The organism is Abyssibacter profundi, from assembly GCF_003151135.1.
GTDB classification, from domain to species: domain Bacteria; phylum Pseudomonadota; class Gammaproteobacteria; order Nevskiales; family OUC007; genus Abyssibacter; species Abyssibacter profundi.
Genome location: NZ_QEQK01000011.1, coordinates 28804 through 54041 on the forward strand (window position 1 = coordinate 28804; position 25238 = coordinate 54041).

The window sequence follows — 25238 nt, forward strand, 5'->3', positions numbered from 1 at the left end:
GGTTGTGTGGCCAGCGCGGCGACTGGCTCACTGTGGCTTGACGACGGCGCAGGACTCGGGCCAACTACGCGCGTTGCCTAGTCGGGCACCGTTTGTGATGCGGGTGTAGTTCAATGGTAGAACGGCAGCTTCCCAAGCTGCATACGTGGGTTCGATTCCCATCACCCGCTCCACTTATCCCCTTGATCGTGTCTCCACTCATGTCGAACCGCGTCCGAGACGGTCTGCTGGCAGTTGTCGTTACCCTGGCATTGGCGGGCTGCGGGCATCAGGAACCGCCGCTGAGCCGGATGTCGGAATTGCAGATGCCGCCGGATGACTTTGCCGGCGTGACGCATGTTGAGGTCTACGGCAACTCTGATGATTTGGCGGGTGAGACCGGCAGCGAGGCGGTTGGGGCAGCGCTGCAACGGCTGAAGATTGCGGGTGCGGCACAGTACCGATATCTCTCGATTGAGCCCGCTGGAACGACGTTTCGGGTCAAGGTGGACCTGTTTACCAGCGAAGCCGATGCCAAAGAGGCGTTTCGTGGTCGTCACTTACCCGAGGCGCTGGCAATGACCGAGTCACTTCCACTGGGTGATGATGGCTTTATCGTCGAGTCGATCTACGCAGGGGTGCGCAGTGGCCGGGTGACGATTGAGGTGCGCGCGGTTCCGCCGGACGCCCGATTGCGGCCTTTTGTCACAGCTTACGCGGCGTTTCTCGCCGACATCCGGGCCGGGAAACGCTAGCGTTCAATTGCTCCGGGGAATATAGTCCCAACTTAACGTTGAATCAGCGGCAGCATGTTCTTGGCCTGTGCTGTCGCCCGCATTGACCTGGGGACCCCCATGAAACTGATCGACTCCCGGCGCCTGCTGGTTTGCGCCGCCCTTTCGATTTCGGGAGCCGCACTGGCATCCGAGCCACCCTCACACGATGTCACGGTGCCCACCGTGCCTGGCGACACCATTACGCTGGAGTGGACGGGCGTTGTTCCTGCGGGGGCTTCGGGTGCCGCGACCAATTCCTGCATCGTGGGCAGCACCACGGTCGAGGATGGTCATATCGTCAATCTGACGGTGCCGGAGGGCTTGTACGATTCGGTTGCCGTAACGGCGAACTTCACCATTGCCTGGGAAGAAGCGGGTTCGGACCTCGTGCTCACCGTGAACTACGAGGGCGCGGAGGCCGCATCCAGTGATGGCGGCACGCCATCGGAAACCGTGGTGCTCAACAATCCGGCGCAGGGCGAGTTTGATGCACGCGGATGCTCATTCGCGGCCGTTGTTGATACGCCGTACACGGGGACACTCACGTTAACAGCGGTGCCGCTGGGCGGTGGTGTCGGTAGTTCCCCTGAAGCCGGGACGGGTAATGCAGCCGGTCTGGCCCCGCGTTTCCAAACCTATGCGCCGGACTATCCGAAGCTGGGCTTTGGCATGTTTGGCGGCGAGGCGACGATGGACGTCAACGTGAACACCGGCAGCCTGTTCTATATCGGCTTTCTGGAGACGCTGCGTCTGCAGCTGGATGAAAGCACTTCGCCTGCAGGTGAGACCTGGGAGAACAAGAGCGGCACGCTGAACAGCAAGACGACCTCCGACCCGATCCTGGTTGCCGACCGTGACACCGGGCGCGTCTTTGCCCAGCAGTTGATCGTGGGTGAGGGCAATAGCCTGTCCGAATTCACCGATGATGATGGCGAAACCTGGACCCCCGGTGGCGGTGGCGGCATTCGCTCCGGCGCGGATCACCAGTCACTCGGCGTGGGCCCTTATCCGGCCGATACGCTGATCCCGCATCCGCTGTATCCCAATGCGGTTTACTACTGTTCGCAGGATATCGCGCTGGTGTTCTGCTCGCGATCGGATGATGGCGGCCTGACATTTGGTCCCGGCGTGCCGATCTACACCCTCGCCGAATGTCAGGGGCTGCACGGTCACGTCAAAATTGCGCCCAACGGGATCGTCTACCTGCCGGTGGCGGGTTGTCCTTCACCCATCGTCGATTCGGCCAACTCGGTACCGGCGGTTGTGGTCTCGGAAGATGCCGGTGTGACCTGGGAAATTCGGCCGATCACCACAGCCGAACTCGGCTCCGGTGGGCACGGCTCGGACCCCTCGGTGGCCATTGCTGACGACAACACCGTGTACTACACGTACATGGACGCCCGAAACGGCGAGCCCCATATCGTTCGCTCGCTTGATAACGGCGTGACCTGGGAACGCGACGTGAACCTCGGTGCCTTGGCGGGCATCACAGCTGCGGAGTTCCCGGCGACGGTGGCTGGCGATGGCGATCGAGCGGCGGTGGCCTTCTTCGGCACGACGTTTACCGGGGACGGCGATCCGAATGGTGAGGCATTCCCCGGCGCGTGGCATTTGTACAATGCCTCCACCTTCGATGGCGGTCAGACTTATCACGTCGTGAACGTGACGCCGAACGATCCGGTCCAGCGTGGTGGGCTTTGCAGCGGCGGGTTCTGCCGTAATTTGCTGGATTTCTTTGACTCGGTCATCGACCCGGAAGGCCGCATCCTGATCTCTTACGAGGATGGTTGTATCGGCGGTTGCCCGAACGGCTCACACCCGACGTTCTCGGATCAAGCCGTGATCGCTCGCCAGGAAGGTGGGCCGCGGATGTTCGCAGCCATGGACCCCGTGGAACCCGCAGCGCCGCGTGCACCGCGCGTGGAAGGCTACCGCAACGAAGTCTTCGCCTACATCGAGTGGCCGGCTCCGGACAACGGCGGCGCCGAGATTACGGGCTACACGATTTATCGCGGCACGGCGTCCGGCAGTCTGGCTGTTCTGGCCACCACGGAGAAACAGCGCAGTTTTGTCGATGAGGGGCTGGACGCGGAGACCACCTATTACTACGCGGTTGAAGCGACCAACGCGCAGGGCAGCAGCGGGCTGGGGAACGAACTCGCGTTGGCCATGGGCGACAACGCCATCGATCAGCAGGCGGGCTGCGCCTTGCCGGGCATCCAGATGGCGATTGACCGGACGCTCGAGCCCGAAGCCCAGCCACCACAGCGCGACCTCACGGGCGTGTTTGTGGCGGAGCCGGAGGCTTTGCCAGGCACGCTGGCGTTCAACCTGCCCACGGTGGCCGCGGTACCGCCGGAGCAGGGGGGTGATCGCTTTTATGTCTACTTCGACGTGGCACCCGGAGGCGAACGCTTTGAACTTCGCGCTGTAGGCGACGGTTTGGGTGGTGTGGCCTCGGGCGTATTCCGCCAGATCCCGGATCCGACTACCGGCAATCTGGATGGTGTCGAGCAGATTGGTGAACTCACGTCTGACAGTGTGTTTAACACCGATGGCTCGGTCACCATGGTGGTGGAAAAAGCCTTGTTGGGTATCGAGCAGGGCGACACGTTATTGCAGATTTATGCATCGACGCTGCCGGGTGCGGCCGGTTCGAACATCCTGACCGAAGAGGCGGGCTACTTCGACTACACGCTGGTCGGCAATGATTACTGCTCACGCGGAGGGTTGCCGGTGCCGCCCGTGACGGTGACACCGGTGGATCCAGGAACGCCTTCCGGTGGTGATCAGGCCGCGACGGGTGGTGCCGGTGGCGCGCTTGGACTCTGGCTGCTGGCCGGTCTGGGTGGGCTGGTATTGCGACGCCGCCGGATCTGAGGCGTTCGGACCTGTAAACCAAAAAGGGCCGCTGTTCAGCGGCCCTTTTTGGTGCGGCCTGATGAGGCTACTGGCCAGTGGTGAAGAAAGCCCAGGCCTCTCGTGCGCCTTCCACGTCTCGATTCTGGCGACCGAAAACGGGAATAAACACCGAAGCGGTTGCAAAGTCGTGATCCTGGCTGGGGATGTAATGCCCCCCGCCGTTGACCTGATACCAAAGTACCGGGGCGGAGCCGGCTTGACCGGTGTACAGCATGCGCGTGATCGTGCTGCCGTCATCGGGGTTGGTGTCGGGTAGGTCGCCCGCTTGCGCCGGCGTTGGGTTAGCGCCGTTGGCCTGAACCCAGAAGGCCACGGTGTCTTCGGTGCCGGTTTGAGGCGTCAAGGTGCCGGATAGTTCGCTGGCCATGAGCACGGGGTCGAGCGTGCCATTGACGATCATGGTCGGCACCGGGGTCTCCGGCGTCCCGCATTCTGCCCCGACTTCTAGTGTTGCCGAGAACGCCGCGATGCCGGCAATACGCGACGATAACTCGATCGCCACGCGGTAGGAGAACTTGCCGCCGTTGGAGCCGCCCGTGGTGTAGATGCGTTGGTCGTCGATGCCTGCTGCGACGAGGGCATCCAGCAGGGCATCGACAAAGGCGATGTCATCGCCCTGGCCGGAGATGGGGGAGGCGCCGCAATTGTTCCATGTCTGCATGTCCCCGTCGGGCGACCCGGTGACCAGATTCGAACCATTGGGTGCGACGAGTACCACGCCTTCTTCCTCGGCGATTTCCAGCCACTCCTGGTTGGCACCGCCGCTTTCGCTAAACGGCGTGTCGGAGTTCTGTGTCGTGCCGTGGAAAATGATGACCGCGGGCAGCCCAGCCAGCTTGCGGGACTTGTTGTCCGTGGAGCTCGGCGCGTAAATCACGAAGCTGCGTTCTTCGCCGTCGACGGTCAGTGTCTTCTCGGTCGGTACGCCGGAATCGACTTCCCCGATGGGGTCGGAGGGATCACTCGGGTCGGTGGGGTTGCCCGGATCGTTCGGGTCACCTGCCACCGGATCGCTGCCGCCACCACCACTGCTACAGGCCGCGAGCAGCAGCGCTGCAAGCAGGGCGAAGACAGGGCCTAACGGCCCAGAGCGAACAGTGTGCGTGGTCATCGGGAATCCCCCCAGTCAGTGGTGCGGTGCGCGGTCGCGCGCCGGAACATTGCACCACTGAGGGGAGGGCTCGAACCACGGCAGACCCCATGCACGGCAACGTGCGACATTGCCGTGATGCCGCGTCAGACTTCTCCTACAAGTCCTTGAGCGGCTTCGGGTCGGCGTGTAGGAACCCCTGTTGATACACCACGCCCAACTCTCGCAGGGTCGACGATTGCTCCTGGGTTTCCACGCCTTCGGCAATGGTCTCGATGCCCAGCTCCTTGGCAATGTTGACCTGGGCTTCGATCAGTGCCCGATCAACCGGGCTGTCGGGGCTGGCTTGAACAAACCGCTTGTCGACTTTGAGCAGGTCGACTGGCAAATCCCGGAGGTAGGCGAAGGAGGACATGCCGGTCCCGAAATCATCCAGCGCAAAACGGCAGCCAAGCTTGCGCAGCGACTTGATGAAGTGGACGGCCTCGGCGATGTATGAGACCGCCGCTGATTCGGTGATTTCGAATAGCAGCTGCGCGGGGTTGATGCCGGCCTGCTCGATTTCATCCAGCACGTAAGCGGTGAACGTTGCGTCGCCCAGGCTTTGGCCGGACAGATTGATGCCAATGCGGATCGATTCCGAATTCAGTGCCGCGAGCTGCCGCAACGCATGATGAACCACCCAGCGATCAATGGCCGTCATGAGGAAATATCGCTCTGCGGCCGGCAAGAACTCGCTGGCGACCATCGGCGGAGCGCCGTCGTCGACAGGCATGCGGAGCGTCAATTCGAGATAGAACGGCTCGTCGCTACCGCGCTGCTCGGACAAGATGACCGGCTCGAAGTAGAAGACGAATGTGTCCTGTTCCAGCGCGTTGGTGATCTGCGGAAGCAGATCGGTCTCGTCGTGGCGCTGGCCATGCGACATGTCTTCGCCGCTATAAACACAGACCTGGTTGCGGCCGCGTTGCTTGGCTGCGTAGCAGGCCGCATCGGCCTGGCTCATGACGGTGGGGATACTGGCACTGCTCTGGTCGATGGTCACGATGCCAATACTGGCCCCGACCTGGAACGACCGTCCATGCCACTTGAAGTCCAGTTCGTTGAGCGCGGCGATCGCCTCAGAGGCAATGTGCTCGGCCCGTTCGACGGTGCAATGCTCGAGCAGAATGCCGAATTCATCGCCGCCCAGGCGGGCCAGCATGTCGGACCGCCGCAGTTTCTGCCCCAGCAGCTCCGAAAGCTGCTTAAGCAGCTCGTCGCCTGCCGCATGACCGCAGGTGTCGTTGATGACCTTGAATCGATCCAGATCGACGAAGCACATGACGTGCTGCTCCTCGTGACGGCCTGCGCCGAGGATGAGCTGGTGCAGCCGGCGTTCGAACTCGGTGCGATTGACCAGGCCGGTGAGCGCATCATGCGTCGCCTTGTACGACAGCTCCCGAGCCAACATGCGCTCGTCGCTGACATCGCGGAATACCAGCACGGCGCCGGTCATCTCGCCCTGGCTGTCCTGGATGGGGGCTGCGGAGTGGTCAATGGGGATGCGTAGGCCGCTTTCGGAGACCAGTGTGGCGTCAGGGTCGGCGTCTTCCACCAGGCTCTTGGTACGCAGGCACAGCTCGATAGGGTTGGGCAGCGGGCGCTGATCGGTACTACGCACCACGCGGTAAACGTTGAACAGTGACTTGCCCTGCGCCTTGGTCAGCGCGGTGCCAATGAGATCTTCTGCGGTGGGGTTCATGTATTCCACGCGCCCCTCTAGGTCCGTGGTAATCACCCCGTCGCCGATGGACCGCAGCGTGACCTCGACGCGCTCCTTTTCATCGGAGAGCGCCTGCACCAGTGAGGCGCGATGCTTGTCGTCCTGCTCGTTGCGATACGCCAGCGACAGCAGATCGGCCACGCCGCTTAGCGTGCTGTACTCGAACTGCGTCCACTCGCGTGATGCTTCGGATTGCAGCGACAGCACGCCTAGCAACTCTTCGTGAACGACCACCGGCACATCCAGGGTGGTGGCCAAGGTCTGCTGGGGTATCAGCAGCTCCCAGGGCAGGGGCGTGGCTTCCCAGGCCGCAGGCGTGCGCGCGCGCACCATCGCCTGGTGGGCAAACTTGTCGCGCTCATTGCCGTGGATGGTCGTCACCTGTGTCGGCTCCGTACCTTCCGGTCGGGCGCGCGCCGTGACCGCCGCATAGTGCGGTGTGACGGCGGCGTAGGCGACGCGGCAGTCGTCGAAGACAACGGACAGGCTTGCGACCGCCTGCTGGATCACGTCTGCCGGAGCTGTATCCGTGGCGACCAGTCGCGAAAGCTCGCTGATCAGTCGCAAGCGCGTGAATTCTTCCGATAACTTGCGCTCACGATGCTTTGCGGTGTGGATGTCCACAACCTGGGCAATGACGTAGGGAGCGGTGTCTTCAAGTTCCGTCGTCGCGGCCATGGTGATGCTGACCCAGCGTGATTGATCGGCCGTGACCAGTTCTGCTTCCAGTCGGGCGGCGTCCGAATCATTGCCACGCAGGCTCTTAAGCGCGCCTTCGATGCCTTTTTTCTGTCGGCTGGTAAACAGGGTGTTGAGCGGCTGGCCGATCAGGCTATCCATGTCCCGGCCGACCAGGGCGGTTAGTGCGGCATTGGCAGAACGGATAGTGCCATTGGCTTCGGTGATAATCATGGCCACCGCGCTGTGCTCGAAGGCCACGCGGTAGTAAGCCTCGCGATCCGCCAGGGCCCGGGCTGTTCGTCGCTCCTCGCTGATCTCCATGAACGTGATGACGTGCCCGCCAAAGGTCTTTTCGCTGTCCTTGTAGCGGCTGGAGTGCACCCGCCAGGTGCGACCGTCATCGGACTCCAGTGTCACCGAGGCTTCATCCTCGTCGCCGGTGAGTTTGGCGAGTCCGGCGCCCAATTGCTTGAACTGGACGGTCCAGCCGGCGCTACGGATGTTGGCGCTTTCCTTGATGGACCCGAGTTCGAGCACTGTACTGGCCGCGCTGTTGTAGCGACGAATGCGCTGGTTCTCGTCGAGCACGATCAGCGGAAAGTTCAGCGTCTCCTTGATGATCTCCAGGTCGCGGGCCGTGCCCGCCAGCTCGTCACTCTTGACGGCCAGTTCGTCGTTGACCGTCATCAGCTCTTCGTTGGTGGATTGCATCTCCTCATTGGAGGTCTGCAATTCCTCATTCGTGGACTGCAGCTCTTCGTTGGACGACTGCAGCTCCTCGTTCAGGCTTTGCAACTCTTCGTTGGCTGATTCGACTTCCTCCAGCACGGTCTGCAAATGCAGCCGTGTGGTGGCCAGCTCGCGTTCGAGTTCGTTGGCAATGGCATTGCCGGTGTCGTCGTCGCCCCGGCCGGCGCCGTACGCCTCATCTTCCCGGATATGGAACGCGATGATGACGTAGCGCACGTCATTAATCGTGGTCTGATGGACCGAGGGCGAGAACGCAATCATCTGATTGTCTTTCTCGATGGTGTAGGTGCCGCCTTCCACGCTGCTGCCCTCGCTGCGGCAGCGGAACACCATCGCGCGGACCTCCGCCAAGATCGGCGCGGCGAGTAAATCGAACACGCTCCACTGCGTCGGCCCGGATGGCAGTCCAACAAAGGGCGAGACATCGCCGATGACGTGCACCGGGCGGTTCGCGTCATCAATCACCACCGAGGGTGGCGCAAACAGCTTGACGGCTGCTGAATGCACCGCATTTGTCAGCGCTTCGGCTTGGCTGTCGACGCGCTGGCGTTTGGTGGCGGGTGTCCGCGGTGTGGGGTCGAACGCCGAGCGCAGCTGGGCGTCCTCGGCCCGTGCGCCCTCAACGCGGCGGTAGATACGAGCCCGCGCATCGATGGCCGAGTACAGCTCGCCGTACTTGTCGGGCGTCTCGGACTTGCCCAGGAAGAGGATGCCATCCTTGTTGAGGGCGTAGTGGAATATCCCGAGCACCCGTCGCTGCGACTCGGGCGAGAAATAAATCATCACATTGCGGCAGGTGATCATGTCCATCCGCGAGAACGGTGGATCGTCGATCAGGTTCTGGGTTGCGAACACCATGCGCCGGCGCAGCAGCTTGGAGGCGTGATACTCGTCCGACACGTGCTCGAAGTAGCGGTCACGCAGCTCTTTTGGAATGGGCTCGAGGGCCGCGGCGGGGTAGATACCTCTCCGTGCCACATCGACGACCTCGCGCTTTAGATCGCTGACAAAAATCATGAAGTCCGGGGCGTCCGGCTGACCGCGCCGTGCCTCGGCAAGAAGAATCGCCAGCGAATAGGCTTCCTCGCCGGTGGCGCAGCCCGCCACCCAGCATCGCACCATGTCGGTGGAGGGGCGGTCCGTCATGACCTCCTTCACCGCTTTGGCCATCGCCTTGAACGCACCGGTATCGCGGAAAAAAGCAGTGACCGGGATCAGCACATCCGAGGCGAGTTGCCGGGCCTCGCCCTCATCGTTGTCCAGCAGGTCGCAGTAGTCGTCCAGCGATGCGGCCGAAGACATCCCGATACGGCGACGAATTCGGCGAAGCACCGTGCCGCGCTTGTAGTTGTCCAGCCGCAAACCGGTCTTGCGGCGCACGATGCGGCAGACCCGCGTGTAATCGTCGTCCAGATCACGGTTGGGTAGTTCGTGTAGAAACAGCCCGCCAGTGCTGCGCCCGATGGTGTCCAGGCGTCGACCGATCTCGGCCGGGGTGCTGACCGAATCGGCACAGCCGGTTCGGATGGCCGCGCGCGGCATGCCGTCGTATTGCGCGGTGTCTGGGTCTTGTACGAGCACCACACCGCCTGCAGCCTTGACCGCCTTGGCGCCCGTGCTGCCGTCCTGCCCGGTGCCGGAAAGGATGACCGCGACACAGCGTTCATCGCAGCTGGCCGCGATTGAGACGAGGAGCCGGTCGCCGGAGGGATGCGCACTGGTATCCGGGTCAGGCTTGCGCAATCGGATGACGCCACTTTGAAAGACAGCATCGCGATCAGGTGGCACGACATAGATTGTGCCGGCCGCCGGGCGCATGCCCGTCTTGGCCGTTTCGACCTTGCATTCCGTACAGGCCGCAAGCAGCTCGGGGAGCTGGCTATGATGGGTCGGCGAGACGTGCTGCGTGATCATCACGGACGCGCCGACCAATTGATCCAGCTCGCCACATAAGGCCTTGAGGGCCGCCAGACCGCCGGCAGAAGCCACCACGCCAATCATGACCGGGTAATCGGGCGTGGTGCTGCCCTGGTCGTTCTCGTCGATTCCGTTCTGTTGTTTAGCCACGCACGATCCGTTGAAGTCCGCCGCGCCGAGGTCCGGCGACAACCCGCTGAGAAGTGAGCGCTACTGTGCCACCACACCTCAATTAGCGCTATCGCCCATCAGATTGAGCGCGGCCGCTGGACTGAGACGGCACGGTTTCTGCTAGCTGCCGCGGGTATGTCCTTCGGGGATCATCCACATGGATGAAACCAGGGGGGTGGGTGTGCTGGCGAACGCGTGCGTGTGCTCGGGGAAATTGCAGCGCGGTTATGTCGTTATGACGCTTTGTTGACGCTTCGCTAAACGCGGGGCTAGTCTACGGCCGAACCGCTGAGGTCGGACCTCGTCGGGAAGCATAAGTTCAAAGGCACAAAGCCTGAATAAACTCCATGGAGAAATACTCAATGCTCAAGCGTGACGAAAACTCGCGCGGAATGCTGAAGCTCAATCCGCTGTCTGCAGCGATTGCAGCGGCGTTTGCATACGCAGCAGCTCCGCAAGTAGCAGTGGCTCAAACCGACGATGGGGCCGAAGACGAAGAGGCCGTAGACCTTGGGGAATTCGAGGTCACCGGTTCGCGTCTGGGTCGTGCCGACATCGAAGGCGCGTTGCCGGTCGCGGTCATCGACCGGGCCGACATCGAACGCAGTGGCTTTACCTCGGTGGGTGAGCTGCTTCGCAACACCACGTTCAATACCTTTGGTGCCTTCCGTGCCCAGTCCGGTAGCTCCGCCCAGTCGCTGGTGTCGGTTTCGCTGCGTGGCCTGGGTTCCGAGCGTACCCTGGTCCTGATCGACGGTCGTCGTGCGCCCAAGGCGCCGTTTGCCCCGTCTGCGCAGGACTTGAATGCTGTTCCGATCGCGGTCGTTGAGCGCATTGAAATCCTGAAGGACGGTGCTTCGGCCATTTATGGTTCCGACGCCATTGCCGGTGTGGTGAACATCATCACCCGCAAGGACTTCAGCGGCACTCAGATCACGTACCAGGATCAGACCACGGCCCGCGAGGGCGGTGACAGCCGCGGCGGTCAGATCACGTCGGGTATCTCGGGTGAGAAAGGCAACATCGTGTTCGGCGCATCGTTTTTCGAACGCGAGATCATCTTTGCCCGCGACAGCCTCTACAACACGCCGGGTGCGAGCTTCTTCTCGAACAACTTCTCCTACCTCGGCCTGCTGGAAGGTAACGTCAGCCCTGACTTCAACGACGCTGACGGTGACTACTTCGACGACGACACCGGGTTCTTCCTGTACGAAGCTGTGCCTGGTGGCTGCCCGAACCCCACGCCGGGTTACTTTGCCTATCCCATTGGGGTCGACGATCCCAGCGGCGATCCGGTCAACCTCTGTGGTTACGACTTCACTCTGGTATCTGCTGACGAGGCCGAAACCGGCAGTCAGGGCCTGTTCGTACAGGGTAATTACCAGTTCTCGGACAACTGGGGTGTCAACGTCAACGCCAGCATCACGCGTGCAACGTCCTTCGGTCGTTACGCACCGTCGCTGAACGACGTGCAGATCGCGGTTGATGCCAACAGCCCGAACAACCCGGTGGGTGAGGATTTGTTCCTCTACCATCGCTTTGCCGGTCTGGGCCCGCGCGACAACAAGACTGATGCCAATGTTTACGACGTGAGCGGTATCTTTTCGGGTGTCGTCGGTCCCGTGGATTTGGACATCGGCGTGCGACACAACGAGTACCGGTTCTACGAGCTGGGCAGCAACTACGTTGTGATTCCGATTGCCGAACAGTTCATCAACGATGGCTCGTATGACATCTTTAATCCGGCGGGCAACCCGGACGATGTCCTCAACGCCATGAAGGCAACTGTCACCCGTGATTCCAAGTGGATCACCGACGAGGCCTTTGTCGAAGCGTCGATGGACTTGTTCGACATGGCGGGCGGCACGTCGGCTGCTGCGGTGGGCTTGGAGTACCGTGAGGAGTCATACTTCGACCAGTACGATTCGCTGCAGGAAGCGGGCGTCATCGGTGGTACAGCGGGCAACTCGGCCGGTACCGACCGTCGCGTGAAGTCGGCCTTCTTCGAAATGTTCATGCCGGCGATCGACTCCCTCGAAGTCACGCTGTCGGGTCGTTACGAGGACTACAACGATTCCGGTACGAACTTCGCGCCGAAGCTGAGTGCTCGTTACCAGCCGCTGTCGAACATGACGGTTCGCGCTTCCGTCGGTCAGGGCTTCCGTGCCCCGACGCTGGACGTGATCAGCCAGTTGCCGACCCCGTCGGCCGAGTCGATCAACAACGACCAGGCCACCTGTGAAGCGGCCGGTGGCACCTTCAGCGGCGGTACCTGCTCGACGTCGCAGCAGGTCAGCACCATCATCCTGGCCAACCCTGAACTTGAAGCCGAAGAGTCGGATCAGTACGCGGTTGGCTTTGCCATGGATGTGACGTCGTGGTTCAACTTCTCGGTGGACTACTACCACATTAAGATCGATGAACTGATCAGCTTCATCTCGCCTGGTGACATCGTGAACCGTCTGGCGGCTGGCGACCCCATCCCGGCTGGACTGGGTGTTGAGCGTCAAGCTCCCTCCAACCGCATCGTGCGTGTTGTGGCTGGTTTCGCTAATGACGGTGAATTGGAGACCGACGGCATCGATGTGTCCATGGACTTCAATTTTGCAGTCCCGGGCAACCTCGGCACGATTAAGTCGCACCTGGAAGCTACGCATGTTCTGAGCTACGAGCAGGATGGAGGGCGGAACCAGGCCGGTGATCCCGGTGCACCCGATCTGCGCGTGACGTTGGACAATGCCTGGACGTTTGGTCCGGTGACGGCCGCGATTAACGGCAACTACATTTCTGACTACGCGCAGGGTGTGGAAGACGGACGCCAGACCGGAAACGTGCCTTCCTACACCACGTGGGACGTGCAGGTTGGTTATGACATTCCGTTTGTCGACGGCACGATCGCACTGGGTGCGCTCAACGTCTTCGATCGTAACCCGCCGGAAAGCTCGGCCGGTACGGATGGTCAGGGTCGTAACTACAACTTCGACCTCTACGACCAGTACGGTCGTCAGCCGTACGTGAAGTACACGCAGCGCTTCTAAACGAACCGCAGCAAGGCAGTGCACAGGGCCCGAAAGGGCCCTGTGTTTTTTGGGGCAGATAAATCGTGATGATATGACCGCGGCGGGCGCAGCTGATCCGGGTTGGAGCCAATACTGGGCGCAGGGGCATTTGCACTCCTGCCCCACCACGTTTTCGGGTTTTTACGGGCCGCAGACGCAGGCCCTGTGGCAGCGCTTTGCGAGTCGGCTGGGGCCGGCAGACCGGGTGCTGGAATTGGGCTGCGGCAACGGTGGGTTGTTGCGGTTTCTCGCCGGTCAGTTTGAAGTCGGAACAGAGCCCACATTGATCGGCGTGGATGCTGCACAGCTGAATCCAACCGGGCAGGTCGGTGATGAGGGTGCCGGCGCAACGCCGCGTTTTACCCTGCATTCAGAAACACCATTCGATGCGCTGGAGCCGACGGCCGAGTTCACCGGGTTGATCAGTCAGTTTGCCTTCGAGTATGGCGCCACGGAATCAGCCTGGGATGCTGTCGAGGGAGCCGTCGCGCCGCAGTGCAACCTGTGCTGGGTGCTGCACAAGCAGGGCTCACGACTGCAGCGGGTGGCTCAGGACGAGTGCGTGGTGTTACGCACGCTGCTTGAACCCCAGGGCGTCCTCGAACGTGCTGCGCAGATGCTGCCGCTGTTGTTGCAAGCAGCCACCCCGGCCGGGCGTCAGGCGCTCAACAGCAGCCCGGCTGCGGTCGCTACGCGGTCACATTACAATGCGGCGGTTGCCGGTCTGATGGAGCAGGCACGTGCGCTGACTCATGGCGGCTACGCAGAGGAATCGCTGCAACAAATCTCCGTGCTGTTGGGCAGCGTTCCCCAGTTGGGACGCGCGCGGGCCGAGACCGAACTGCAGCAACTGCGGTCTGGTCTGGTGGCTCACCTGGCGCGGCTGGACGCCCTATGTGCATCGGCACTCGATGCGCAGGCTATCGAACAGTACCGGGCGCGACTCGAGCGTCTGGGTTTCCGGTCCATCACAGTCTCCACGCTGTCGGAGCAGGGAGAAGAGATGGGCTGGGTCTTAGAGGGTTTACGTGAACAATAATTCTCAGACGGCGCCAGCAGGTGCTGGTGCACAACGTATCGCGACCGCGTTTGACCTTTATCGGCGTGGCGAATTGGACCGAGCCAGGGAGATCTTCTCGGAGTACATGCACGACCCGGCGCTGGGTACCGATGCCCGGCGCGGTCTGGCCGTCATCGCTTGGCAGCGTCGTCAGCCGGACAGCGCCATTCAGTTGCTGATGGAAGCGGTGCGCCTCGCGCCTGATCATTCGGATGCGCGTGCCGATCTGGCGTTGACGCTGATGATGGCTGGCCGGCTTGAGGAGTCACTGGAACATTGGCAGCGGCGACTGGAGCTGGCCCCGAAGGATGCAGCGGCATGGCACAACTTCGGCAAGGCGTTTGTTGACTTGAAGCGCTATGGGGAGGCCGCCGGCGCGTTCGAGCAGGCATTGACGCTCGATCCGAACTTGGTGGGTACGTATATGACTTACGCCCGGGCCATGCAGGCAGCGGGTGACTGGTCGAAAGCGGAGGATGTGTGGCGCCGGGCCTTGAAAGTGCCGGCTGCCGAGCAGGCTGGCTACATCGGGTTAACGGGATTGCTGTTCAAGCGTGGCCGCCTAGATGAAGCTTTGGAGGCTTATCGTCAGGGCGTGATCCGTTTCCCCGAATCGCCGGATCTGCGGCTTGGTTTCGCCCAGTTGCTGGAAGATTTTGCGGACAAGGCGGGCGCCGAGCGTGAGTATCGTAAGGTGCTGGCGCTGGATGCAGGCGCACCCATGGCGCTGGAGGGGCTGCTGACGCTCCTGCGTGGTGATGCCCTTGACGACGACCTGGCGGCGGCGCGTGCGCTGCTGGCAGATGACCAGCAGCCACCAAAGGCTCGGGCCAATGTTGGATTTGGATTGGGCAAGGCGCTGGATGCCAAGGGGGACGCGGCCGCGGCGATGTCGGTCTGGGCGCAGGCCAACGCGGCACGCCGGGAACAGGCCGGACCTTACGACAGGGAGACGGGCAGCCAGTATATCGATCGGCTGATCGAGGCCTTTTCCCCAGAATTTCTCTCGCAGTCGCGGCTTTGGGGGGTGGACGATCCGCGGCCCGTCTTCATCGTGGGTATGCCCCGCAGTGGGACATCTCTGGTCGAGCAGATTCTCGCCTCGCATCCGGATGCGTACGGGTACGGAGAGCTGCCGGACATTCCGAAATTGGCCAAGGCCCTGCCGGCACGGGCGAACTCTATCCAGCGCTGGCCTGAGGTCGTGGCGTCGTTGAACCCGGAGCTCACCCAGCAAACGGCCATGCGCTACCTTGGGGCGCTCATGGAGCGCAAGCGGGTCAGTGCTGGTCGGCTGATTGACAAGGCGCCGATGAATTACCACTACGTCGGTTTAATTCTGACGCTATTCCCCAACGCCCATGTCATCTGGTGTCGACGTGATCCGCGCGACATCGGTGTTTCGATATACGGCGAGAACTTCGGGCTTGCGCAGAAATACGCCACGGATTTGTCCGACATTGGTTTTTATATTCGGCAGTACGCGAGGCTGATGCGGCACTGGCAGGCGCACCTCGGTGAGAGGATGCATGTCTGCGAGTATGAAGCGATGGTGTCCGATCCCGAGCAGCAGACCCGAGCTCTGGTGTCGGCTGTCGGGTTGCCGTGGGATGATCAGTGCCTGCGTTACTACGAAGATGAGCGGCCTGTCCTGACACCCAGCCGCTGGCAGGTTCGTTCGCCGATATACAAGGCTGCAGTCCAGCGCTGGAAGCGTTACGGAGATGCCTTGAACCCCCTGATTGATGCGTTAGGCGATGAGCTGGAGGGCTACGACAATGGCTGAGGTGCCATTTCAGATTTCACCTGCTTTTGCAGTCCCGTTCGTTCAAACCCAGCTGCCAGGTGCCGACTCGCTGAATCCAAAGCTCAGAGCGCTGTTTCTGAGTCGTGAGGCAGAAGGGGCGGTTTACGCGAACATCAACCCCACCATGCAGATCGATCGGAATTTGTTTGAGAGTCGATTCGATTTGTTTCATTGGGACGATGTGAATGTCGGCACCTTGCGCGATTTTTGTACCGCTGCGGTGTTTCGCGCGGTCGCTGAACTGAACGGGTACGACCGTGAGCGCGTGTCCCGGCTACGGATGTCGGCAGACGCGTGGTTTCACATCACCCGTCAGTCCGGTCAGTTCGGCATGCACAATCACCCGATGGCGACCTGGAGCGGGATTTACTGCGTGGATTCGGGCTATCCCGATGGGAGTCCCGTGGAATCCGCGCGGGTGCAGTTCATGCACCCGGTGCCGGGTGCAGGCTCGTTCTCCGATATGTCGGTGGCCAACATGCGAGCTCCTTGGTCTAACCGTCATAAGGAAATCGCGCTGGAGCCAGGGCAGTTGGTGTTATTTCCCTCCTGGCTGATGCACCAAGTGCTGCCATATCGGGGGACTGGGGAGCGGATTACCGTTGCCTTCAATGCCTGGTTTAAGGATTTACCCGAAGCAGCCTAAGTCGGCATGGGTGGCTGGCATGCTCCATGCGTGTACGCCCGCCTGCGTCCCGGTCTGTGCTGACCGGGGCATCGACTGTGGTACGCTCCGGCGTAACCATGAGGCGCGATCGCGCCTTGTCTGATATGACCCTTTTTTAGGATGACTTGTATGAGTGACATGACTGCTCAGCGCCTCATTATTGGTGTTGTTGCGTCAGGCATGCTGGGGCTTGCCCTTCCGGCAGCAGCCAGCACGGCAACCGTGAACCGTGTGATTCAGACGCAGGTTCAGGCTGAACGCAATGCGAAAGGCACCCAGCGCCAGATCGACAATCTCGACGATGAAACGCAGGCCATTGTTGCGGATTATCGGGCCACGCTGATCGAGATCGACTCGCTCAAGAGCTATGTCGCACAGCTCGAACGCCAGGTTGCGGCACAGCAGGAAGAGATCGGCTCCATCGAGGAGCAGCTTCAGCAGATCGAGTCCACCAATCGCGGTGTGTTGCCGCTGATGGAGGACATGATCACGGCGCTGGATCAGTTTGTGGCGCTGGATGTGCCCTTCCTGCCGAAGGAGCGCAGTGATCGCGTCGCCGAATTGGAAACGCTGATGTCACGTGCGGACATCTCTACGGCCGAGAAGTACCGCCGCATTCTCGAGGCCTATCAGATCGAGATGGAGTTCGGCCGGAACATCGAGGCCTACCAAGGTGAGTTGGGTGATACCGGCCGCGAGGTGGACTTCCTGCGCGTCGGTCGTCTCGCCCTGCTGTACTCGACCCCGAACGGTGAAGAGTTCGGCTACTGGAACAACGAATCCCGCCAGTGGGTGGTCGATTCGGATCTCGAAGACTTTGTGACGGATGGGCTGAAGATTGCGCGTAAGCAGTCACCGCCGAATCTCATGCTCATGCCCGTTCAAGCACCGCAGGAGGCCAACTAATGCACGGTCAGATTACTCGCGTGGCCGCCTGCCTGATCGGCGCTGCCAGCATGCTCGCGGCGCCCCATGTTGGTGCGCAGGCCAAGTCGCTGGATGAGCTGCTGCAGCAGACCCGCGCAGCTCGCTCGGCAGAGAACAAAGAGAACGAACGTCGGATCCAGGAGTTCCGCAGTCAGCGCAATCAGCAGGCCGCGCTGCTGAAGCAAGCCAAGGCCGAACTGGCCGCACTGGAGCGCCGGGCTGACGAGCTGTCGACCACCTTCGATCAGAACGAAGAGACGCTCGCCGAACTCGAGACCACGCTGACCAATAAGTCCGGTGCGCTGGGTGAGATGTTCGGTGTGGTGCGCCAGGTTTCGGGTGATGTTTACTCCGCCGCTCAGAACTCGATGGTCACGGCCCAGCTGGGCTCTGAGCGAATGGAATTCCTGGGTGATCTTGCCGAGTCCAAACGGCTGCCCTCGATCGCCAAGCTGGAACAGCTTTGGTTTGAGATGCAGCGTGAGATGACCGAGTTGGGCAAGGTGGTGCGCTTCGACGCCACAGTCGTCGAGGGCGACGGTGAGCAAGCGACCAAGCCGGTCGTGCGACTGGGTACCTTCACCGCTGTGGTTGATGGCGAATTCGTCACCTACGAAACCGGTGTCGAAGGCAAGTTCCGCAAGCTGCCCAAGCAGCCATCTGCGAGCTACCTCTCTGTGGTTGAAAACTTCGTCGAGCAGTCCAGCGGTTATCACACCATGGTGGTCGATCCCAGTCAGGGCACGCTGCTACGCGCCAAGATTCAGGAGCGCAACCTGATCCAGCGTGTGATGGAAAGCGAGGGCGGCATGATCGGTTGGCTGATCATCGGTCTGACCGTGATTGGTCTGTTGATCTCGCTGCTGAAGTTCCTGTCGCTGGGTGCACTGAGCGCCAAGATCGCAGGGCAGAAAAAGAACATCGGCGAGCCGAAGGACAACAACCCGCTGGGTCGTGTGTTGCAGGCGTACTACCAGGATCCAACCGCCGATACCGAAACCATCGAACTGCGCATGGATGAAGCGGTACTCAAGGAGACCCCGGCGGTGGAACGTGGGTTGTCGATCATTAAGATTCTGGCAGCCATCGGTCCGCTGCTCGGCTTGCTCGGCACCGTGACCGGCATGATCCAGGTGTTCCAGTCGATCACCCTGTATGGCACGGGCGATCCGAAGCTGATGGCCGGCGGTATCTCGCAGGCCTTGATGACCACCGTGCTGGGTCTGGTGATGGCGATTCCGCTCATCCTGATCCACAGCATGCTGGCCAGCCGCGCCAAGGGGATCATCCAGACGCTGGACGAGGAGTCCGTGGGTCTCATCGCTGAGCACAAGGGCTCCAATGCTGCAGCTTGAGCCATTTGCGTCGATTCTGGACTTCCTGGAAAACGGAGGTCCGATCGTCTGGATCCTGCTGTTCGTGGCAATCGGGCTCTGGAGCCTGATCATTGAGCGCCTGCTGTTTGTGAGCTTCACGTATCCGAAGCTCAAGCAGGCGGCAATCGAGCAGTGGGACCAGCAGGCGGACCGACGGAGCTGGTTGTCCAAAGGGCTGCGCGCTCGTCTGATATCGGAAACTTCGAAATCAGTGGCGCGCTCGGTCCTGACCATCAAGACGCTGGTGGCGCTTTGCCCGATGATCGGGCTGCTCGGCACTGTGACCGGCATGGTGTCCGTCTTTGACGTGATGGCCATTTCTGGCACGGGGAATGCCCGGGCGATGGCATCCGGTGTCTACCGCGCAACACTGCCGACCATGGCTGGCATGGTGGTGGCGTTGTCCGGCATTTATTTCAGCGTGCAGCTCGAAAATCTAGCCAAGCGTGAGCGACGCGAGCTAGAAGACGAGCTCGGCTCGCATTGATCGAGGAATACGAACATGCGTCGTAGAGCGAGTTCGCAAGAGGAAGAAGCGGCTATCGACATGACACCGATGCTCGACATCGTGTTCATCATGCTGATCTTCTTCATCGTGACCACCTCCTTTGTGAAGGAGGCCGGTATCGATGTCAGCCGTCCGAACGCCAGCACCGCTGAGCGTAAGGAGGCCGGCAACATCCTGATCGCCATCCGTTCCAATGGTGATGTGTGGATTGACAAGCGTCAGGTGGATATTCGCTCGGTGCGTGCGAATGTCGAAAGACTGCATGCCGAGAACCCGGAGGGCGCCGTCGTGATCATCGCAGACAAGGCCTCCGAAACCGGACGTTTTGTCGAGGTCATGGATCAAGTCCGACTGGCCGGTGTCGAAAACGTGTCAATTGCCGCTCAAGAGCCCGGCAGCTAACGGGCGCCTAGAGCCAGGCGACAGGAAAAGACATGCGAAGACTCGGAGCAATCGGATTGGCGGTGGTCGTTGCCGTTGGTCTGTTCTGGATGATGCACGCCCTCGTGTATCTCAGTGGCGGTGATCTGGCCAAGCGGGAAGACCTGGGCGGGATCGACTTTGTACGCCTGAAGCGTCAGGAAACGCTTCAGGAACGTGAGCGCCGCAAACCGGAGAAACCACCACCGCCGAAGAAGCCGCCGCCGCCGCCGAAGCTGAAGTCCGTGCAGACGCCGAAGCCGCAGCAGCAGCCGCAGCAGATGAACTTGCCGAACCTCAACCTGCCGACCAATATCGGCGGTGGGCCATTCTTGGGGACTTATAGTGCGGGACAGACGTCCGGTAGTTCGCAGGCGGTGCCGTTGGTCCGGATCCAACCCCAGTATCCCAGGCGTGCGGCCCGAGCCGGGACCGAGGGATACGTCACCATGTCATTGGTGATCAATCCGGATGGCACGGTGCGGGACGCGAAGGTGACCGACGCGAGTCCGCGTGGGGTATTCGAGCGGGCAGCGATCGCTGCGATTCTCAAGTGGAAGTTCAAGCCGAGAATTATCGATGGCCAGCCCGTTGAGCAGTCTGCGACGCAGACCCTGAACTTTACGTTGAACTGATGACAATGGTTAAGACATTACCGGCATTGGTAGGGGCTGTGTTGCTGGGCACGCTGGCGGTTTCACCGTCCGCGCAGGCCCAGACCGATTGCGAGAATCCCCGCGAAGCATCCGGGTCGCTCACGGAGTTCACCTACCGCCGTCTCACGCGTATCCAGGAAGACATTGCGGAAGAGAAGTACAACGATGCGATTGAGGGTGTGCGCGAACTGCTGCCCAAGATCAAGCGCAACGAGTACGAGCAGGCACTGGTCTATCAAACGGAGGCCTTTGCCTGGGCATCGCAGGACAACTACCGGAACGCGATCCCGGCATTTCGCAAGGCGATCGAGCTGAATGCGCTGCCGCAGGCTCAGCACGAGCAGATGCTGAACAACTTGGGGCAGTTGTATTACGCAGTCGAGCAGAAAGACGAAGCCATCAAGTACTTGCTGCGTTATCTCGATGAAACTTGCAGCGATCCGTCTCCTGATGCCTACATCCTGATCGCAAGCATCTACGTCGACAAGAAGCAGTACGCCAAGGCCCTCCCCTTTGTGGATCGAGCCATACGCTCCAAGAAGGATGTGCCCGAGACTTGGTATCAGCTCAAACTCGCGATCCATTACGAGCAAAAGCAGTTCAAGCCCGCTGCTGAAACGCTGGTCAAGTTGATCTCCCTGCATCCGATCAAAGAGGATTACTGGAAGCAGTTATCAGGCGTCTTCCTTGAGATGAAGGATGACCCGGAGTCGTTGGCTGTACTTGCGCTGGCCGGACGCCAGGGATTTCTGGATACGGAACGTGAGCTGGAGAATCTGGCGAATGTGTACCTGTTCCTTGAGATCCCCTACAAGGCTGCGGAAGTGCTCCAACGCGGGATGGAGCAGGGCATCATCAAGCGTGATCTTGATTCGCTGGAGAAGCTGGGCACCGCTTGGCAGCTGGCACGCGAGAACGCCGAGGCGCTGGAGGCTTATACCGCCGCTGCGCCGCTGGCTTCCGATGGTCGCATCTGGTTCCGTCTTGGTCAGATTTACATCGACGATGAGAACTGGACCAAGGCCGAGGAGGCGCTGAAGAATGCGCTGGCCAAGGGTGTCGATGATCGGGGTGAAGTGCAGCTGATGATGGGCGTCGCCGCCTGGAACCAAGGGCGCACAGAAGAAGCCCGGCAGGCGTTTCTGGCCGCACGCAACGATAGTTCTACCAAGTCTCAGGCGCAGGCCTGGCTCGCGCACTTGGCTGCAGAAGGCTAAAGAACCTTCGGGGGGAGACCATGCGACGCGCAATACATGCGCTCGTGGCGAGTGTTGTCTTGGTTCTGGGTGCCACCCAGGCAATGGCGGTGGAGCTGGCCGCCGAACAGGTGCTTCGCAAGGGCAACGGGGCTGAGCCTCAGACACTCGACCCGCATAAGGCCGAGGGCGTGCCCTCGTCGAATATTCTTCGCGACCTCTACGAGGGATTGACTGGCGAAGCACCCAACGGGGACATCGTCCCTGGCGCAGCGGAATCCTGGACCATTTCGGAAGACGGGACCGTTTACACCTTCCGCCTTCGCGAAGCGGCGCGATGGTCGAATGGTGACCCGGTGACGGCGCAGGACTTCGTGTTCGGGCTGCGGCGCAGCGCCGATCCGATGACCGCCTCCAAGTACGCTCAGATTCTGGCGCCCATCGAGAACGCCGAACGTGTGGTGGCAGGCAAGCTACCGGTCGAAGAATTGGCGGTTCGTGCGCTGGATGATCTCACCGTTGAGATCCGCCTAAAGGCACCCACACCGTATTTTCTGGGCTTGCTCAATCACTCAAGCACCTACCCGGTGCATCGCCCCAGCATTGAAGAACACGGCGACAAGTTCTCGCGACCGGGTAACTTGGTGGGCAATGGTGCTTACGTGCTGAGCGAGTGGGTTGTGCAATCTCACATCGTGCTGGAGCGCAACCCCCAGTACTGGGATGACGACAACACCACGATTAACACGGTCTACTACTACGCCACCGAGGATCAGTCATCGGAACTCAAGCGCTATCGCGCCGGTGAATTGGACTACACCTATGACGTGCCGGTGTCGCAGGTCGCCTGGATTCGCGAAAATCTCGGTGACGAATTACAGGTGTCAACCTACCTGGGTGTGTACTACTTTGGCTTCAATGTCACCAAGCCGCCGTTCAAGGACAACGTCAAGCTGAGACGGGCCTTGTCGATGGCCATTGATCGCCAGGTGATCTGCGACAAGATCGTTAAGTTGGGCGAGCAACCGGCTTACGGATTTGTCCCGCCCGGGATTACCGGTTACGAATCCCAGGTGGCGGACTACGCCGATTTGGACCGGGAGGCCCGGTTCGCTGAGGCACGGCGCCTATACCGGGAAGCCGGATACTCGGAAGACAATCCGCTGCAGGTGGAAATTCGCTACAACACTCACGAAAACCATAAGAAGGTTTCGCTGGCCGTGGCGGCCATGTGGCGCGCCGTGCTGGGGGTTGATTACACGCTGATTAACGAAGAGTGGAAGGTGTTCCTGCAGACGCGCAAGCTGAAGCAGGACACCGAGGTGTTCCGCGCGGGCTGGATTGGCGACTACAACGACCCGTACACCTTCCTGGAATTACTGCACTCCAAGCATGGCATCAACGATTCCGGGTACAACAATCCGGAATACGACGCGCTACTGGCCGAGATTGCCGTGCAAACGGATATGGCCAGACGCGCCAAACTGATGGAGCAGGCCGAGCGGATGTTGCTGGCTGATCAGCCCATCATGCCGATTTACTACTACGTCGAAAAAGGCTTGGTGAAGCCCTACGTGGACGGGTTTGTGTCCAACATCATGGACCATCACTACACCAAGCACTGGCGCATCCTGGCGCATTGATGACGTGCGCCCACTCTTCGCAACCGATGGTCTGAAGCCATGCTGAGCTTTGCCCTCAAACGGCTGACAGCTGCCATACCGACGCTGCTGGTGCTGATCACGTTGGCCTTTTTCATGATGCGTCTGGCGCCGGGCGGGCCATTCGACCTCGAAAAACCCGTTCCTCCCGAAGTTCGCGCCAATCTGGATGCCGCTTACGGTCTTGATAAGCCTTTGCTGGTCCAATACGCGAACTATCTTGGCGATGTGTTGCAGGGCGATCTGGGGCCGTCGTTTCAATACGTTGACTACTCGGTCAACGAATTGATCGCACAGGGGTTCCCGGTCTCGCTGAAACTGGGCATCTCGGCAATGATTGTCGCCGTCGTGTTTGGCTCGCTGTTCGGGATGATCGCCGCCATGCGGCAGAACTCGGTAACCGATTACAGCATGATGACCGTCGCCATGACGGGAATCTCGATTCCGAACTTTGTCGTGGCCCCTTTGTTGATTCTGGTATTCGCGGTTGCGTTGGGCTGGCTGCCGGCGGGCGGGTGGAACAATGGCGCCTGGCCCAACATGGTGCTGCCGGTCATCGCATTGGCCCTGCCACAGGTGGCCTACGTGGCGCGCATCATGCGCGGCAGCATGATTGAGGTGCTGCGCTCGAATTATCTGCGGACGGCTCGCGCCAAGGGACTACCGATGCGACAGGTGATGCTGCGCCATGCGCTAAAGCCTGCCTTCCTGCCGGTTCTGTCGTATCTCGGCCCGGCCACCGCAGGGATCATCACCGGGTCGGTGGTGATGGAGCAGATCTTCTCCATCCCCGGCTTGGGTCGCTTCTTTGTCCAAGGCGCGCTGAACCGTGACTACACGCTGGTGCTCGGTGTGGTGATCTTCTACGGCGCATTGATCATCGTGTTCAACTTTTTGGTGGATCTGCTCTACAGCGTGCTGGACCCGAAGGTGCGTGCCCAATGACCACACAAGCCGCACAAGACGTATCGGACGTGCTCGATGGCGATGAGATTGTTCAGGGGCGCAGCCTATGGGTAGACGCCTGGCGACGGCTGCGCCGCAATCGGGCTGCGGTGACCAGTCTGGTGATCTTGGTGTTCATGCTGCTGCTGTGTTTCGTGGGGCCGCTGGTCGCGCCTTACAGCTTTGATGCGGTGGACTGGGACAAGGTGGCCACTGCCCCCAGCCTGAGTGACGGTCACTGGTTCGGCACGGATTCGGTCGGGCGTGATTTGTTCGTACGGACCTTGGTGGGCGGGCAGATCTCGCTGCTGGTCGGAATCGTCGCCACGGCGGTCAGCCTGTTAATCGGCACGGCCTGGGGTGCGACCGCCGGCTACCTGGGTGGTCGGGTCGACGCGGTGATGATGCGCGTTGTCGACATCCTCTACGCATTGCCGTTCATGTTCCTGGTCATTCTGTTAATGGTGCTGTTTGGTCGCAACATCGTGTTGATCTTTGTGGCCATCGGCGCGATTACTTGGCTGGACATGGCGCGAATCGTCCGGGGGCAGACGCTGACGCTAAAGGGCAGAGAGTTTGTCGAGGCGGCACAGGCCATGGGCGTGAGTACCCGAAACATCATCCTGCGGCACGTCGTTCCTAATTTGCTGGGTGTGGTCGTCGTGTACGTGACGCTGACGATCCCCCGGGTCATTCTGGTGGAGTCTTTCCTGAGTTTTCTGGGCCTGGGGGTGCAGGAGCCGTCCACGTCTTGGGGGGCGCTGGTGAATGAAGGCGCTCGTGAGATGGAGTCATCCTGGTGGACGCTGGCATTCCCGGCGAGCTTCTTGGCCATCACGCTGTTCTGCTTCAACTTCGTCGGGGACGGGCTGCGCGATGCCCTGGACCCCAAGGATCGGTAGCCC

Annotated in this window: 17 protein-coding genes and 1 tRNA gene; 16 read left to right on the top strand and 2 right to left on the bottom strand. The window is 61.0% G+C overall.

The window, feature by feature from the left end; translation table 11 throughout:
* Window positions 1–99 precede the first annotated feature (99 nt).
* The 3 genes from DEH80_RS12505 to DEH80_RS12515 all read left to right on the top strand — a co-directional run bounded on the left by DEH80_RS12505 (window position 100) and on the right by DEH80_RS12515 (window position 3635).
* Window positions 100–173, top strand: a tRNA-Gly gene (locus DEH80_RS12505).
* A gap of 27 nt (window positions 174–200) precedes the next feature.
* Complete coding sequence (locus tag DEH80_RS12510; protein WP_109720844.1) at window positions 201–734, top strand: hypothetical protein; 534 nt, start codon at window positions 201–203, stop codon at window positions 732–734.
* A 99-nt stretch (window positions 735–833) separates the two neighbouring features.
* A complete protein-coding gene (locus tag DEH80_RS12515; protein WP_165831461.1) occupies window positions 834–3635 on the top strand; it encodes a fibronectin type III domain-containing protein in 2802 nt (933 codons plus the stop codon).
* Between the two features lie 67 nt (window positions 3636–3702).
* On the opposite strand, the gene DEH80_RS12520 is transcribed toward DEH80_RS12515, so the two are convergent.
* On the bottom strand, window positions 3703–4788 hold the full coding sequence (locus DEH80_RS12520; RefSeq protein ID WP_109720846.1) for a CE1 family esterase: 1086 nt from the start codon (window positions 4786–4788) through the stop codon (window positions 3703–3705).
* A gap of 136 nt (window positions 4789–4924) precedes the next feature.
* Window positions 4925–10030 (bottom strand): EAL domain-containing protein, encoded by a 5106-nt coding sequence (locus tag DEH80_RS12525; RefSeq protein ID WP_109720847.1) that lies wholly within the window; start codon window positions 10028–10030, stop codon window positions 4925–4927.
* A 368-nt stretch (window positions 10031–10398) separates the two neighbouring features.
* On the opposite strand from DEH80_RS12525, the gene DEH80_RS12530 reads away from it, so the two are divergent.
* From DEH80_RS12530 to DEH80_RS12590, 13 genes are all read left to right on the top strand, one after another.
* Entirely contained in the window at window positions 10399–13089 is a 2691-nt protein-coding gene (locus tag DEH80_RS12530; RefSeq protein ID WP_109720848.1) for a TonB-dependent receptor, read from the top strand.
* Window positions 13090–13162: 73 nt separating this feature from the next.
* Complete coding sequence (locus DEH80_RS12535; protein WP_109720849.1) at window positions 13163–14149, top strand: SAM-dependent methyltransferase; 987 nt, start codon at window positions 13163–13165, stop codon at window positions 14147–14149.
* Complete coding sequence (locus DEH80_RS12540; RefSeq protein ID WP_109720850.1) at window positions 14139–15956, top strand: tetratricopeptide repeat-containing sulfotransferase family protein; 1818 nt, start codon at window positions 14139–14141, stop codon at window positions 15954–15956. Before DEH80_RS12535 ends, DEH80_RS12540 begins: the two co-directional genes overlap by 11 nt.
* Window positions 15949–16623, top strand: coding sequence for a putative 2OG-Fe(II) oxygenase (locus DEH80_RS12545; protein ID WP_165831462.1), 675 nt, complete (start codon window positions 15949–15951; stop codon window positions 16621–16623). Before DEH80_RS12540 ends, DEH80_RS12545 begins: the two co-directional genes overlap by 8 nt.
* A gap of 150 nt (window positions 16624–16773) precedes the next feature.
* Window positions 16774–17550, top strand: a complete 777-nt coding sequence (locus tag DEH80_RS12550; RefSeq protein ID WP_109720852.1) for a DUF3450 domain-containing protein — start codon at window positions 16774–16776, stop codon at window positions 17548–17550.
* A complete protein-coding gene (locus DEH80_RS12555; RefSeq protein WP_109720853.1) occupies window positions 17550–18926 on the top strand; it encodes a MotA/TolQ/ExbB proton channel family protein in 1377 nt (458 codons plus the stop codon). Before DEH80_RS12550 ends, DEH80_RS12555 begins: the two co-directional genes overlap by 1 nt.
* Complete coding sequence (locus DEH80_RS12560; protein WP_109720854.1) at window positions 18913–19434, top strand: MotA/TolQ/ExbB proton channel family protein; 522 nt, start codon at window positions 18913–18915, stop codon at window positions 19432–19434. The genes DEH80_RS12555 and DEH80_RS12560 overlap by 14 nt, the downstream gene beginning before the upstream one ends.
* Before the next feature lie 15 nt (window positions 19435–19449).
* On the top strand, window positions 19450–19857 hold the full coding sequence (locus tag DEH80_RS12565; protein ID WP_109720855.1) for an ExbD/TolR family protein: 408 nt from the start codon (window positions 19450–19452) through the stop codon (window positions 19855–19857).
* A gap of 32 nt (window positions 19858–19889) precedes the next feature.
* Window positions 19890–20510: an energy transducer TonB gene (locus DEH80_RS12570; protein ID WP_109720856.1), complete on the top strand. Its 621-nt coding sequence runs from the start codon at window positions 19890–19892 to the stop codon at window positions 20508–20510.
* Window positions 20510–21748: a tetratricopeptide repeat protein gene (locus tag DEH80_RS12575; RefSeq protein WP_109720857.1), complete on the top strand. Its 1239-nt coding sequence runs from the start codon at window positions 20510–20512 to the stop codon at window positions 21746–21748. Before DEH80_RS12570 ends, DEH80_RS12575 begins: the two co-directional genes overlap by 1 nt.
* 20 nt (window positions 21749–21768) lie before the next feature.
* Entirely contained in the window at window positions 21769–23370 is a 1602-nt protein-coding gene (locus tag DEH80_RS12580; protein ID WP_109720858.1) for a peptide ABC transporter substrate-binding protein, read from the top strand.
* A gap of 39 nt (window positions 23371–23409) precedes the next feature.
* On the top strand, window positions 23410–24333 hold the full coding sequence (oppB, locus tag DEH80_RS12585) for an oligopeptide ABC transporter permease OppB (protein WP_109720859.1): 924 nt from the start codon (window positions 23410–23412) through the stop codon (window positions 24331–24333).
* On the top strand, window positions 24330–25235 hold the full coding sequence (locus tag DEH80_RS12590; RefSeq protein WP_109720860.1) for an ABC transporter permease subunit: 906 nt from the start codon (window positions 24330–24332) through the stop codon (window positions 25233–25235). Before oppB ends, DEH80_RS12590 begins: the two co-directional genes overlap by 4 nt.
* Window positions 25236–25238 lie beyond the last annotated feature (3 nt).